The organism is Pseudomonas sp. W2Jun17, from assembly GCF_023127795.1.
Classification (GTDB): Bacteria; Pseudomonadota; Gammaproteobacteria; order Pseudomonadales; family Pseudomonadaceae; genus Aquipseudomonas; species Aquipseudomonas synxantha_A.
Map to the genome: position 1 here is coordinate 183,878 of NZ_SPKO01000025.1, position 14,280 is coordinate 198,157.

At 60.8% G+C, this 14,280-nt stretch carries 12 protein-coding genes; 5 read left to right on the plus strand and 7 right to left on the minus strand.

The window, feature by feature from the left end; all coding sequences use genetic code 11:
* Nucleotides 1-99: 99 nt before the first annotated feature.
* Nucleotides 100-1,377 carry a lipid IV(A) 3-deoxy-D-manno-octulosonic acid transferase gene (gene waaA, locus E4O98_RS14455; RefSeq protein WP_248135591.1) on the minus strand — a complete coding sequence of 426 codons (1,278 nt, stop codon included), beginning with the start codon at nt 1,375-1,377 and terminating at the stop codon, nt 100-102.
* Nucleotides 1,378-1,400: 23 nt separating this feature from the next.
* Entirely contained in the window at nt 1,401-2,291 is an 891-nt protein-coding gene (locus E4O98_RS14460) for a LysR family transcriptional regulator (RefSeq protein WP_032878246.1), read from the minus strand.
* Between the two features lie 103 nt (nt 2,292-2,394).
* Between E4O98_RS14460 and E4O98_RS14465 the strand changes: the two genes are divergently transcribed.
* From E4O98_RS14465 to E4O98_RS14480, 4 genes are read left to right on the plus strand one after another with little or no spacing between them, the layout of a single operon-like run.
* On the plus strand, nt 2,395-2,730 hold the full coding sequence (locus tag E4O98_RS14465) for a multidrug efflux SMR transporter (protein WP_005784167.1): 336 nt from the start codon (nt 2,395-2,397) through the stop codon (nt 2,728-2,730).
* Nucleotides 2,731-2,785: 55 nt separating this feature from the next.
* Nucleotides 2,786-3,961: an FAD-dependent oxidoreductase gene (locus E4O98_RS14470; RefSeq protein ID WP_078820133.1), complete on the plus strand. Its 1,176-nt coding sequence runs from the start codon at nt 2,786-2,788 to the stop codon at nt 3,959-3,961.
* Nucleotides 3,958-4,770 carry an aldo/keto reductase gene (locus E4O98_RS14475; RefSeq protein ID WP_032878250.1) on the plus strand — a complete coding sequence of 271 codons (813 nt, stop codon included), beginning with the start codon at nt 3,958-3,960 and terminating at the stop codon, nt 4,768-4,770. Before E4O98_RS14470 ends, E4O98_RS14475 begins: the two co-directional genes overlap by 4 nt.
* A 41-nt stretch (nt 4,771-4,811) precedes the next feature.
* Nucleotides 4,812-5,780 carry a hypothetical protein gene (locus E4O98_RS14480; RefSeq protein WP_005784162.1) on the plus strand — a complete coding sequence of 323 codons (969 nt, stop codon included), beginning with the start codon at nt 4,812-4,814 and terminating at the stop codon, nt 5,778-5,780.
* A gap of 68 nt (nt 5,781-5,848) precedes the next feature.
* Here E4O98_RS14480 and E4O98_RS14485 read toward each other — a convergent pair whose 3' ends face one another.
* The 3 genes from E4O98_RS14485 to msbA all read right to left on the minus strand — a co-directional run bounded on the left by E4O98_RS14485 (nt 5,849) and on the right by msbA (nt 10,196).
* Complete coding sequence (locus tag E4O98_RS14485; protein WP_005784161.1) at nt 5,849-6,784, minus strand: NAD-dependent epimerase/dehydratase family protein; 936 nt, start codon at nt 6,782-6,784, stop codon at nt 5,849-5,851.
* A complete protein-coding gene (hldE, locus tag E4O98_RS14490) occupies nt 6,777-8,201 on the minus strand; it encodes a bifunctional D-glycero-beta-D-manno-heptose-7-phosphate kinase/D-glycero-beta-D-manno-heptose 1-phosphate adenylyltransferase HldE (protein ID WP_005784159.1) in 1,425 nt (474 codons plus the stop codon). Before hldE ends, E4O98_RS14485 begins: the two co-directional genes overlap by 8 nt.
* Before the next feature lie 189 nt (nt 8,202-8,390).
* Nucleotides 8,391-10,196, minus strand: a complete 1,806-nt coding sequence (msbA, locus tag E4O98_RS14495) for a lipid A export permease/ATP-binding protein MsbA (protein WP_032878254.1) — start codon at nt 10,194-10,196, stop codon at nt 8,391-8,393.
* 157 nt (nt 10,197-10,353) lie between these two features.
* Between msbA and E4O98_RS14500 the strand changes: the two genes are divergently transcribed.
* Nucleotides 10,354-12,195 (plus strand): bifunctional O-antigen ligase/aminoglycoside phosphotransferase family protein, encoded by a 1,842-nt coding sequence (locus E4O98_RS14500; protein WP_078820132.1) that lies wholly within the window; start codon nt 10,354-10,356, stop codon nt 12,193-12,195.
* A 19-nt stretch (nt 12,196-12,214) separates the two neighbouring features.
* Here the strand turns inward: E4O98_RS14500 and E4O98_RS14505 are convergent, their stop codons facing one another.
* Nucleotides 12,215-13,096 (minus strand): glycosyltransferase, encoded by an 882-nt coding sequence (locus E4O98_RS14505; RefSeq protein ID WP_032878256.1) that lies wholly within the window; start codon nt 13,094-13,096, stop codon nt 12,215-12,217.
* Nucleotides 13,093-14,241: a glycosyltransferase family 4 protein gene (locus tag E4O98_RS14510; protein WP_032878257.1), complete on the minus strand. Its 1,149-nt coding sequence runs from the start codon at nt 14,239-14,241 to the stop codon at nt 13,093-13,095. Before E4O98_RS14510 ends, E4O98_RS14505 begins: the two co-directional genes overlap by 4 nt.
* Between the last annotated feature and the right edge of the window lie 39 nt (nt 14,242-14,280).

Here is a 14,280-nt window from a genome sequence, read left to right on the forward strand (position 1 = left end):
CTTTAACGCATAGCGTTTAGCAAAAGGTAAAATTGGGCTTCCCAATTTTCATGCTGTGTTACAACGAATACATGAGTGTGGAAGTGCACCGCTAAAGGCCTACATAGCTATCAGGTCAACCAATTTGTCCAGCAAGCGCTTCAACGCGCCCTGATTAGCCCGCATCACCTTGAGCCCCGCCTCTGCCATCCTGCGCGCATCCTGCGGCAGCTCGAACAGCTGCCTCACCGCTTCGGCCAAACCTTCTGCGTCATCCACCTCGCGCAACGCCCCGGCGTCGCGCATCATCGCGGTGATGTCGAGGAAGTTGAATACATGGGGCCCCATGATCACCGGCTTACCCAAAGCCGCCGGCTCCAGCGGATTGTGCCCCCCCGTCGGCACCAGGCTACCGCCGACAAAGGCACTGTCGGCCAAGGCGTAGAGGAATAGTAATTCGCCCATGGTGTCGCCAAGCAAAATCGAGGTTTGCGCGCTGACCGGCTCGCCACAGGAGCGACGTACAGTGGCATAGCCCTGCTGCACGCAACGCTCAAACACCGGGCCAAAGCGTTCCTGGTGACGCGGTACTAAAATCAGCAACGCATTGGGGTAGCTGGCGAGCAATTGGCGATGCGCCGCAAGCACCACTTCATCTTCGCCTTCGTGGGTACTGGCCGCGATCCACACTGGCCGGTCGCTGGCGCCCCACTGTTCACGCAGGTCAGCGGCGCGGGCCGTCAATTGGGGGTCGATGGTCAGGTCGAATTTGATCGAGCCAGTCACCTCCACCGTTTCAGGCCGTGCGCCCAGACTGCGAAAGCGCTCCGCCTCGGTTTGCGTCTGCACGGCGAACAGGCTCATTTGCGCCAGCATCGGCGCCGTCAGCTTGGCAAACCGGGCGTAGCCCTTTGCCGAACGCGCCGACAACCGTGCATTGGCCAGCGCGACCGGGATACCGCGTTGAGCGCAGGCATGGATATGGTTGGGCCATAGCTCGGTTTCCATGATCACCGCCAGCTTGGGCTGCACACGGTCGAGAAAACGCTTGGCGGCGCAAGGCAAGTCGTAGGGCAAGTAGCAATGCTGGATGCGCGGCTCATTGGCGAACAACGCCTGGATACGCTCGGAACCGGTAGGCGTCATGCAGGTGACAGTGATCGGCAGTTGCGGATACCGCGCCAGCAAAGCGCGAATCATCGGCGCGGCGGCAATGCTTTCGCCCACCGAAACGGCGTGCACCCAGATGCCGCCGGGGCGCATCACCGGCAAGCCATAGGAAAACCGTTCGCCCACACGCTTGGCATAGGCCGGTGCCTTGCGCGCGCGCAGCCATAAACGTAAGGCCACCAACGGCAGCGCCAGGTAAAACAGACAGCTGTAGAGAGTTCTATTCATGGCGGCGGAGTTTATCGGCTTTTTCAGTCGATCGCCTGCAAGCACTCGGCAAATCGTTTGGCCAGGAAGCGAGCGGCGGGCCCCAGATGCTCATCGCGCCTCCATACCAGTTCCACGACCAGCGCCGGCGGTGTCCATTCGCTGGCTAACTCGACCATCTGTTGTTGGTAGGTCGGGTATTGCACGATGTGCCGAGGCAGCCAGGCCCAGCCCAGGCCGCTCATCAGCCATTCGGCCAATACGTAGAAGCTGTCGGCGCGCCACACCAGAGGGCTGGCCGCTTCGCTGCCGGGATAGACGCTGGTCTGGGTCGACATCAGCAACTGCCGATGCTGGGCCAAATGCTGGCAAGTCACGTAAGTTTCCTTGGCCAGCGCATGATTCACCCCGCATACCGTGACCATTTCCACACTGCCCACTACCCGCCGCTCAAGGGCCTCCGGGATTTGGTCGTGATAGAACAACAACCCAAGGTCCGCCTGGCGCTCCACCAGCTTGCGCGCCACATCGCCCTGGGCGGCGCTGGACAGCTGCACTTCCAGGAGCGGGTATTGCACCGCCAGCGCCTCCAGGCTGTCGAGCACCGGCTGAAACAACATCGCCTCATCCTGGGCCAGCCGCAGGCAGGCTTCCTCGCCGCGGGTGAGGGACAGCGCCCGGCCGTTAAGCCGCTCGCATTGGCGCAGCACTTCACGTGCTTCTTCCAGCAACACGCTGCCGGCTTCGGTCAGGCGTGGCTGGCGGCCGCTACTACGCTCGAACAGGCTGACGCCCAGGTCCGCCTCCAGCAGGGCGATGCCATTGCTGACCGCCGATTGCGCCTTGCGTTGCCCGCGCGCTACGGCAGAGAACGAACGCTGCTCGGCAACGCTGACAAACAGGCGCATCTGTTCCAGATCCCACTGCACGCTCATGGCTGAACCTATCTTTAATTCGGATAGGTAATGACTTTACCGCATCTGTTGAACCTCTAGAATGCCGACCTTATCAAACCAGCTTCACCTTGAGGATTGCCCCATGAACGCCGCCTACTGCTACCTGGCCATTGCCATTTGCTCGGAAGTGATCGCCACCGTCTCCATGAAAGCGGTCAAAGGCTTGAGCACACCGATCCCGCTGCTGCTGATGATCGCGGGTTATGGCGTAGCGTTCTGGATGCTCACCCTGGTGGTGCGCACCGTACCCGTGGGCGTGGCTTACGCGGTCTGGGCAGGGCTGGGGATTGTGATGGTCAGTGTCGCGGCGCTGTTCATCTACGGGCAGAAGCTGGATGTGCCGGCGATGCTGGGCATGGGCTTGATCGTGCTGGGCGTGGTGGTGATTCAGCTGTTCTCGAAAACCGCCGGGCACTGACCGTCACTCAACAGCCTGTATACTGCGCCTCTTGTCTTGAACACTGAGGTCGCCGATGCCATCCGTTATTTCCACCGACGTTCTGATTGTCGGCGCCGGGGTTGCCGGGCTCTGGCTCAATGCGCGCCTGCGCCGCCAGGGGTTTTCCACGGTACTGGTAGAAAGCGCCAGCCTGGGCGGCGGGCAAAGCGTGAAGTCCCAGGGGATCATTCACGGCGGTGCGAAATACGCCCTGCATGGCGCCCTCACCGGCGCCTCCGAAGCCATTGCCGACATGCCGCGGCGCTGGCGTGAAGCCCTTGCGGGTGACGGTGAGCTGGATCTGTCTGGTGTGCGCGTGTTGTCCCAAGCGCATTATTTGTGGTCCCCGGGCACCCTCGCCGGCAACCTCACCAGCTTTTTTGCCAGCAAGGCCGTGCGCGGCCGCGTTGATCAGGTCAAGGGCGAAGAGCTGCCTGCTGCCCTGCAAGACCGCCGCTTCAAGGGCAAGGTCTATCGTCTGGCGGAGTTGGTGGTGGACGTACCGAGCCTGATCGAACGCCTGGCGCAACTGGCGGGTGACGGCTTGCTCGCAGGCCAGCAAATCGAGCCGTTGCTGGACGGTAATACGCTGGTGGGCTTGAAGGTCGATGGCCGCGAGATCCGTGCCCAGCGCATCGTGCTGAGCGCCGGCGCCGGCACCGCTGACCTGCTCGCGGCCCTGGGCCTGAGCCAGCCGGCCATGCAAAAGCGCCCGTTGCATATGATCATCGCCAAAGGCCCGGGCCTGAAGCCGCTGTATGCCCATTGCCTGGGCGGCGGTACCAAGCCACGCATCACCGTAACCACCCACCCGGCCGCCGATGGCAACTGGGTGTGGTACCTGGGCGGGGATATCGCCGAGGCCGATGGCGTGGCGCGTACGCCTGACGAACAAATTGCCACCGCCCAGAAAGAGCTGGCGCACCTGCTGCCCTGGATCGACATGAGCCAGACCCGGTGGGCGACCCTGCGGGTGGAGCGCGCCGAGCCGCTGCAATCGGGGCTGAGCCGGCCCGACAACGCCTTTCTGGCCGAAGACGGCCGCCTGCTGGTCGGTTGGCCGACCAAACTGGCCCTGGCACCGGACTTCGCCGACCGCGTCCTCCACGCTCTGGAGCGAGACGGCATTCGCCCCGGCGCCAGCACCCCACTGCCCGAACTGCCAAAACCGGCTATCGGCCAACCCGCCTGGGAGCAACTGTTGCCATGAGCCTGCCAACCCTGCACGACCTGCATCGCCCGTTGGGCAGCACCGGCCTGCTGGTGTCGCCATTGGGACTGGGCACCGTCAAGCTGGGCCGCGACCAGGGGGTCAAATACCCCAGCGGCTTTCAGATTCCCGGCGACGACGAGGCGCGAATGCTGCTGCGCCAGGCTCGCGAGCTGGGCATCAACCTGATCGACACCGCCCCCGCCTACGGCATGAGTGAGGAACGCCTGGGCCCGTTGCTGCGTGGCCAGCGCAACGAGTGGGTGATTGTCAGCAAGGTCGGCGAAGAGTTTGCCGATGGCGTGTCCCGTCACGACTTCAGCGCGGCCCATACGCGAATGTCGATCGAACGCAGCCTGAAACGCCTTGAAACGGATTTTATCGATTTGGTGCTGGTGCACTCCGACGGTAACGACTTGCACATCCTCAACGACTGCGAGGTTTACCAGACCCTGGCCCAACTGAAGAAGGACGGCAAGATCGGCGGTTTCGGCTTCTCCGGCAAAACCGTCGAAGGCGGCATAAAGGCCCTGGAACAGGGCGATTGCGCGATGGTCACCTACAACCTCAATGAACAGGCCGAGAAAGCCGTGATCGATTACGCGACCACCCATGGCAAGGGCATCCTGGTAAAAAAAGCCCTGGCCAGCGGTCACGTGTGCCTGGAGCCAGGAATGGATCCAATTCATGCCAGTTTCCAGCTGTTGTTTGCGCAAACGGGCGTCGCCAGTGCTATTGTCGGGACCATTAATCCGCTGCACCTGGCCCATAACGTGGCAACCGCTGCCCGAGTCATCCGTCAACTCTGATGCCGCCCACGCGGCCGACCCCGTCGCACAAAGGAGCCGACATGCCGCGTACGCTCATAAGAAAGAACCCCAGTAACTTCAAGACACTGCCGCTGCACGTAGAGGCCACCCCCGAAGGCCTGAGCTACCAGAGCGTCGGCATGCCGCTCAACTTTGCCCAGACCCTGCAACGGCGCAAGCCGGTGGAGGTGCCGGATGCCGAACGCTTCGCCCTGGAACTGGCGAACCTCGGCGTCTCGGTGCGCCTGACACTGCACTGGCAAAACAAGGATTACTGGGTGCTGGTGCGCCAGCGTCGTCAGGACCGCGGCGATGTGGTGCTCAAGCTGATCTCCGGCTACGTACCGGCCCATGAACTGAACCTGCCGCTGCACACCGCGATCCAGGAAATTGCCGAAGAGTGCCTGCTGGAGACACCTGAAGGCTGGCTCGGCGGGCGCTTCAATGACACCTGGCTACCGGCGCCCTACTCCGCCGCCCTGCATTACCGCGAAGCCCTACCGTTTCGCCTGAGCCCCCTGTCCGGCGCCGCACGCCCGGTACGCTGCGCCACCACGCAACTGATCGAGCGCCCACGGGCCTATGTGCACCTGCCGACGGCATCGCTGCAATTGATTTATGACCTGCGCCTGGAAGTGCCAAAGGAAGCCAAGTCCCTCAGTTTGTTCCATGTGGATGAACGCCTGGAAGGTGACCAACTGGTGGCGCGCCTGGATCGTCAGCGCCCGGATCTGTACCTGATGCCATTGAAAGACGGCGAGCCGTTGGCCGAACTGTATACCGTCAAGAAAGATCAGCTGTACCCGGCCAGCACACGCGGTTTGTACCTGGCGGAAAGCTTTGCCCAGCAAGAGGGCTGGCTGGTGCGCGATGAGCGGATTCGCTGGAAGGATTGGCTGCGCCAGCAAGGCCTGGCAGAGCCGGAAAAGGACTCGAAACTCAAGCGCCTGACCGGCAAGGCGCGGCAGATGCTGCGCAAGATCGTACCTAAGAAAAACATCAGGAGCTGATGCGCTAACCTTTCATTGAGGCGCGAGGAGGACGGTTCTGTCCACCTCGGCTCATGCAGGTAAAACCGTCAGCTGTTCAACAGGCGCTCCAGCCCCACTTTCAACGGGGTAGGCTCGGGCGGCGTGAAACTGGCCAACAACCGTTGGTTATTCGCCCTTGAATGCCGAATATCGCCCGAGCGCGCCGCTTCATATGTCACAGCAGGCAACGAGCCCAAGGCCTCTTCCAGCGCCTGCAGAACCTGCCTGAGGGTGGTGGTGCGGCTCCAGCCGACGTTAATGGCCCCCAAGGGAGCGTCTGGCACTTCAACGGCCTGCACCAGCACATTGACTAGATCTTCCACATACATGAAATCGCGGGTCTGCTCACCATCGCCGTACACGGTGATAGGCAAGCCACGCTGGGCACGCTCGCTAAAGATGCTGATCACGCCGGAGTACGGCGATGACGGATCCTGGCGGGGTCCGAAAATATTGAAGAAACGAAAAATCACCGGCTCCAGCCCATGCTGGCGGCGGTAAAAATCAAAATAGTACTCGCCAGCCAACTTGTCCGAAGCATAGGGCGTCAATGGGGCTTTAGCTGTCTGCTCGTCAATCGAAGCACCTTCACCATTGTTGCCATACACAGCTGCGCTGGAGGCAAATACCACACGCTTCACACCGGCCTTGCGCATACCTTCGCAGACATTCAAGGTGCCGACGAAATTGCTCTGATGGGTGCTGACGGGATCATCCACCGATGCTTGTACCGAAGCTACAGCCGCCAAGTGCACCACCGCCGTCACACCAACAAGGGCCCGCGCCACCTCTTCGGCATTGGCGACGTCACCTTCAAGCAGTTCGACTCGCTCGTTATCGAGCGGCAAATTGCTTCGCTTGCCAGTGGACAGGTTATCCAGCACGCGGACCCAATAGCCTCCAGCAAGCAGCGCATCAACCAAATGTGAGCCGATGAAGCCAGCGCCGCCAGTGATCAGAACCCACTTTTTAGTATCAATCATTATTACGGATCTTCTCGACGATAGCGGTGGTTGAGCTGTTTTCAACTAGGCCCAGCACTTTGACCTTACCGCCGTAGGCGCTGACGATATCCGCCCCCACGACCTGGTCGACGGTATAGTCACCACCCTTTACCAGCACGTCAGGCTTGACCTGGGCCAGCAGATTTTGCGGAGTATCCTCGGAGAAGCTGATCACCCAGTCCACCGCGCCCAGGCCCGCCAGCACCGCCATGCGCCGGTCAACACTGTTGATCGGACGGCCCGGCCCCTTCAGGCGGCTGACCGAAGCATCATCGTTGACCGCGACGATCAAGCGATCGCCTTGGGCACTCGCCTGCTCCAGGTAGGTCACATGCCCGGCGTGCAGGATGTCAAAGCAACCGTTGGTGAACACAATGCTTTCGTTATGGGCACGTGCATCGTCAATCGCCAGCAGCAACTGCTCCAGGCCCAGCACGCCGCGCTCCGAGCCTTCGGAGCGCTGAATCGCACGGCGCAACTCCGGTGCGCTGATGGCCGCGGTACCCAGCTTGCCCACCACAATGCCCGCCGCCAGGTTGGCCAGGGCCACGGCGTGGGGCAGTTCCTCACCGGCCGCGATAGACGCCGCCAGGGTGGAAATCACGGTGTCACCGGCACCGGTAACGTCGAACACTTCACGGGCCCGCGCCGGCAGGTGCATGGCCGGATGGTCAGGTCGCAGCAGGGTCATACCGTGCTCGCCACGGGTCACCAGCAAGGCGCCCAGATCAAGCTCGGCCATCAGCGCCGCGCCCTTGCTCACCAGTTCGTGCTCATCGGCACAACCGCCGACGATGGTTTCGAACTCACTGAGGTTAGGCGTCAGCAGGCTGGCGCCTCGATACACCGAGAAATCCTTGCCCTTGGGATCGGCGAGTACCGGAATGTTGCGAGCCTTGGCGGCCTGGATCAGCACCTGGTGATTCTGCAAGGCGCCTTTGCCGTAGTCGGACAATACCAGCACCTTGATACCTTCGAGCAGCGCCTCGACCTGGTCGCCGAGGGCCAGGGCGTCGGTGGCGAAGGGCTCTTCAAAATCGATACGCAGCAATTGCTGGTGACGGCTCATGACCCGCAGCTTGACGATCGTCGGCTGATGGGCGATGCGCTGGAACAGTGCACGCACGCCGGCCCCCTGCAGGCTGTTGGCCAGGCTTTCGGCAGCTTCGTCGTCGCCGGTCACACCCACCAGGGAAGCCGGGGCACCGAGGGCGGCAATATTGAGAGCGACGTTGGCAGCGCCACCCGGGCGGTCTTCGATTTGCTCGACCTTGACGACCGGTACCGGAGCCTCAGGGGAAATCCGTGAGGTACCACCATGCCAGTAACGGTCGAGCATGACATCGCCGACCACCAAGACAGCGGCTTGATTGAATCGCGGCATGGACAACTTCATGGAGCAACCCACATACAAAATGAACAGGGGCGCGATATTAGCACAGGGTTTGCGGTCGCTTGCGCGCACTGCAGGCCAAATGTGGAAGGGGGCTTGCGCCCGATGGCGGTGTATCAGCTTGCACAAATGCCGGCTGATCCACCGCTATCGGAGGCAAGCCCCCTACATTAGCTCTGTGTCGCTGCTGGATCAGGTGATGTCAGCCGCTACTGGCGCATCCAGCCCCATGGCATGCAGGCGAGCGTAATAGCCGTTCTGCGCCAGCAACTCGCCGTGGGTGCCGCGCTCGACAATCCGCCCGTCATCCATAACCAGAATCAGGTCGGCTTTCTCGATAGTCGACAATCGGTGCGCGATCACCAAGGTCGTACGGCCTTGCATGACTTTGTCCAGTGCCGCCTGGATATGCCGCTCGGACTCGGTATCAAGGGCCGAAGTGGCCTCGTCGAGAATCAGCAGCGGCGCGTTCTTGAGCAAGGCGCGCGCAATCGCCAGGCGCTGACGCTGGCCGCCGGACAACAGCACGCCGTTCTCACCGACCTGGGTATCGAAGCCTTTGGGCAACTGGTCGATGAAGTCCTTGGCATTGGCATCCGCCGCCGCCGCTTCAACGTCGGCGCGGGGCGCACCGGCCAGGTCGCCGTAGGCGATGTTGTTGGTTACGGTGTCGCTGAACAGGGTCACGTGCTGGGTGACCTGAGCAATATGCTTGCGCAGGTTGAGCAGCTTGTAGTCTTCGATCTCTACGCCATCGAGCAGGATCTCACCGCTTTCATGGTGGTAGAAACGCGGGATCAGGCTGGCCAGGGTCGACTTGCCGCTGCCTGAACGGCCCACCAGAGCGATCATCTGCCCAGGCTCGGCGGTGAAGCTGATGTCCTTGAGCACATGGCGTTCGGTGCCTGGGTAGGTGAAGTTCAGATTGCGCACTTCCAGGCGGCCATTGACCTTGTCGCGCTCGATGGTGCCGTGGTCGACCTCAACGTCTTCGTCCAGCTGTTCAAAGATGCTCTCGGCGCCCGCAACACCTTTCTGGATGGTCGAACTGACCTCCGAGAGCTGACGGATCGGCTTGGGCAACAAGCCAGCCAGGGTGATGTAGGCCACCATGTCACCCGCCGAGGCATCGCCACGCAGATACAGGACCAGGAACATCAGCACGGCCATGGCGGAGTAGATCACCAACTGCAGCGCCGGGGTGTAGATCGCCCCGGTGCGAGTCATGCGCAGTTGCTTGTTGGTGTTGCTCTGGCTGGCCTTGAAAAAGCGCTTCTCTTCGTAGACTTCGCCACCAAAGCTGCGCACTACGCGGTAGCCCTGGATGGTTTCCGAGGCCACGTGGGTCACGTCGCCCATGGCCACCTGGATCTTCTTGCTCTGCTTGCGGAATTTCTTGCTGGCGGTGCTGACCATTACCGCAATCAACGGCAGGATCGCGATCATGACCAGCGTCAGGCGCCAGTTCATGTACAGCAGGGAGGCGAACAGGAAGATCACCGTCATGCCTTCGCGAATTACCACCTTGATGGCATCGGTTGCCGCACCCGTGACCATGGTCACGTTGAAGGTGATGCGGGAAATCAGGTGCCCGGAGTTGTGGTTATCGAAGTAACGGTTGGGCAGCGTCAACAAGTTGTTGAACAACTGCACCCGCAGGTCATGGACCAGCCCCAGGGAGACCTTGGCCAACAGATAGTTGCCCAGGAACGAACCCAGGCCCTGCCAGGCCGCGATCAGGATGATCAGCAGCGGCACCGCCTGCAGCAGTTGCAGATCGCGCAGGAAGGGTACGGTGGGGAACAACACGGCTTCCGGATTGGAAAGGCCGTCTACAAAGTACTTGAGGATGTAACCCAGCATCGGTTGGGTCGACGCGAAAATCAGAAATCCAAGGATACTCAACGCGAACAAGCCCATGTAGGGCTTAACGTAACTGAGCAGGCGGAAGTATATTTTCAAGCTCGAAGGGCTTGCGCTCGGACTGGAGTCGGTCATATCACGCGGCGTTTTGAAAAAGGAGGCTGACTTTAGCACAGCTTCTCTGTTGTACTTGCACCCGGTATACCCGCGGCCCGGTTGGATCTGACCGGCGACATTACATAGCCACTAGCTTAAGATGGTTGGCTTTCTATTTGTGGAATGGCTCTACTGTATGCACTCCAAGCGCCTTATCTATGGCTCAAACCGCGTTTTCGACTTCCTGGTCCTTTGGATTTTACCTGTTGGCTTGCTGCTGCTCCTGAGTGCACTTTTCTTCGTCGGCAATCGTAATGTCCTGCACCGGATCGTCTACATCCTGTTCAGCGTACCGACCTTGTTTTTACTGTGCATGCGCCCCCGGGAGCTCAGGGATCTGCTACGAGAGCCCCTGGCTATCGCCTTTCTAGCCTTTTCCGCCTGGGCCTTGGCCAGCCTGCTCTGGAGCCCTGAGCCCAGTTCCGATACCGACCTTTTCAAGCGGCCGCTCAATACCTTCATGCTGTTTGGCGGCTGCGGGCTCCTGCTGCATTACCGTAATGAACTGTTCAAGCCGATCTTCTTTGGTGCCGCCGTCATTGCGCTGGTGGTAAGCCTGTGCAACCTGGTGGTGTTCGTCAAATCATTCCAGCCCGGCATGCGCATGATCGGCGGCCTTGGCGCCCTCGACAACCCGTTGCTCAGTTCGCACCTTTTTGGTTTTTTCACTGTGTATTGGCTGTACGCCTGCATGACCACCCAGCGCTTGAAGGTATTGTGGTTCAGCGTACCGGCCCTGGCGATCATGACGGCGGCGGTGCTGGCGACCGGCTCACGCACGCCGCTGGTGGCGTTGACGCTGGCGATCCTGTGGATGAGCTTTGTCAGCCGCAACCGCCGCTCGGCATTGCTTCTCGGCGGTATGGTCCTGGGTGCCGTCGCGCTCCTGGTGCTCTACCCCGAATCGATCACTGAACGAGGCAGCTCATTCCGCCTTGAACTGTGGAGCATGTCGTTGCGGCTTATCGCCGAACACCCGTGGATCGGTCACAGTTACGACTCCGAACTGTTCCTGACCCTGGCAGATGGCGACCAACTGCGCGAACCCCACAGCTTTGCGCTCGGGGTGCTCTACTACGTCGGTATCATCGGCTTTATTCCGTGGATCTTCATGCTCGGGTGGGGCCTGTATAAGGGCCTGAAGGAGCGCGCGCAGCCGTTGTTCATCCTGGCATCGTCGCTGCTGGCCTATGGCATCGGCGCTGGCCTGACCGAAGGCGGCGGCATTCTGTCGCGGCCCAAGGAACATTGGTTCGTACTCTGGATTCCGTTGGCAATTATCACAGGTCTGAGCCTCGCCCAGCGCCACCGCAGCCTGCTGCGCATGCCGGTACAGAACATCAAGGCCCCGGCTTTCGAGCAGCTGTGCAGCAACGCCCATGTCATTGAAGCCGATGGCCTGGGCCCCAAAGTACTGCGCCTGCAAGACGGTAATTTCCTCAAGGTGTTCCGCCCCCGCCGCTGGTACACCTCCGGCAGTTTCAACCCCTATTCCGAGCGCTTTGCCAGCAACAGCGAGCAACTGCGTACCCTGGGGATCCCCGCTCCGCAAATCCTCGGGCTGTATCGTTTGCCCGATGCCAGCAGTGCCGTCACCTACACCCCCCTGCCCGGCCTGACTTTGCGCCAAGCGTTGCAAAGCCTGGACAGCAGCCTGCGCGAATCACTGGTGGAGCGTTTTGGCCGGTTCATGGCGCAGTTGCACGAGCGTGGGGTGTACTTTCGCTCGTTGCACCTGGGCAATGTGTTGTTGATGGACGATGGCGAGTTCGGCCTGATCGACATCGCTGACCTGCGCATCTACCCCTCTTCACTGCGTTATGCGCTGCGCCAACGTAACCTGCGTCACATGCAGCGCTACCCACAAGACCGCAACTGGCTGTTCGAAACGCATTTCGAACAACTGGTCAAAGGGTATGCCTCGGTGGCAAGCCCGGCCGCCACTGCGAAAATCCGCGAGCAGGTACAGGGCCTGTAGCAGGAGGGATGGCGCCGTTTCAGTTCCTGAGCGGCGCCAGATACAACCTCACCAACCCACGCAAGGTCTTGCGCCCCCAGAACTTCAACGGGATCTGCTTGAGAATCTCGCGCGCCAACGGGCGGTCGCGGTCGGCGGTCTTGAGGAACATTGAGTTCAGGAAGTTGTAGCGCACCTGATCATAGGCCGGGTGATCGCTGAACAATGCGTAAGTCTTGAGAATGTTCTGGATCATGTAACGGTGGTTCTTGTACGTGTTGGTAGCGTGCTGGCGATATTTGGCCATCACCACACCCAAAGCGTCGATGGTATAGCCCGCCGCCGTGATCTTCAGCTGGATCAACAAGTCCTCCAGGGGAATCTGCGGGTCGAACCCGCCGACCTCCTCCAGTACGTCGCGACGAATCAGCATGGTCGGCGCCGGCGGAAAGGGCTTGCGGTCCAGGAATATGTCGTCGAAGTCGAGGCTGCGAAACGGCACGTCGCGACGTTGCTTCTTCTCCGGGTGCAGGTTGCCGTCACCGTCGATCAGCTCGATATTGCCGGCGCACATGCCCACCTTCGGCTTGCCCTCCATGTACGCAACCTGAGTGGCGAGACGGTCTGGCAACATGATGTCATCCGAACCGAACGGCGCGATCAGGCTACCCTTGGCACGAGCGATCGCACCGTTCAAGGTGGCGCTGAGGCCTTGGTTCTGCTGCACCTGGAAATCAAAGCCGTGCTCGGCCTGCAAGCGCTGGATGCGTTCGACGCTGTCATCCTTGGAACCGTCATCCACCACCAGCAGTTCGATATTGGGGTAGGTCTGCCCCAGCACACTGAGGATGCTCTGTTCGATGTACTGGCCATGGTTATAGGAGGCGATGATCACCGAGACCAGGGGCTGTTGCTGATTCATGCTCTACCTACTTCACGCAAACCGGTTTCAATCAGGGTCAGGTACTTGTGCTTGAACTCGTCAAGGGTGTGGTTGGCCTCCAGATAGCGGAACACCTCTTCACCCTTTTCGCGCAGCTGTTCATCGCTCAGTGCCAGATAAGTATCCAGGGCTGCAGCCAACTGCTCGACGTTGCCCGGGTCATGGGACAACCCACCCGCGCCCTGCACCAGGGGCAGCATTGCCGGTCCGTTGGAGGCAATCACCGGCAGATGACCGCTCATGCCTTCCAGCAGCGCCAGGCCCAGGCCCTCGAATAGCGACGGCATGGTCCAGATGTCGAAGCCGCGCACGTACTTCATGCCGTCTTCGCGAAAGCCCAGTAAGTGCGCACGACCGTTCAGGCCCAGGCGTTCGATATCGGCACGCAAATCGGCTTCGGCGCGCCCGGAACCAATGATGCCCACCTGCGCCTCAGGGTATTTATCCTTGAGCGTGGCGAAGGCCTGCAGCAGATGAGTATGGCCCTTGATCGGCACCAGGCGGCCCAGAGCGCCGATCATCCGTGCTTCCATTGGCAGGCCCAGGGCCTTGCGTGCGTCCTCACGGGACAGTTGCAAGGCTTCTGCCTGGGGAATGTCGATGGCGTTGGTGACGTAGCTGGTGTTTTCACGGGTGAACCCACAGTTGAGGTCCACCAGGTAGTCCTTCACCGCTTCCGACACGCCGACAAAACGCCAGGCCGGGCTGACCCAGCGCTGGGTCTGACGCCGACGGTAACCACGGGCATATTCGCCAAAACCGTGGGAGATACCGATGCACAGAGGGATTTTCAACCAGCGATTGAGCGACAGCATCATGTTCACCGATTTGAAGCGGTTACAAATGACCACATCGAACTTCTGCTCGCGGCAATACTTGTAGATCTGCCACATGGCGCCAAAACGAATGCCCTTGAGAGACTTCTCCGGCAGCTCGAAATAGTGGGAATGCTCAGCCACGCTCAGGGGCTGGCCGGGCAGCGGACGACCGCTTAGAAACCCGGAGGTCACCTCGAAACGTTCAGGCGGCAGGGATTTGACGATTTGCTCACCCAGGTCGGCGAAGTCATGGGTCTTGACGTTGTAGTCCGGCTGTAACTGCAAAACCTTGAAACGCGGCTTCATAACTCTCCATGCAGCGATCTGGCTACGGGCGCACGGCCC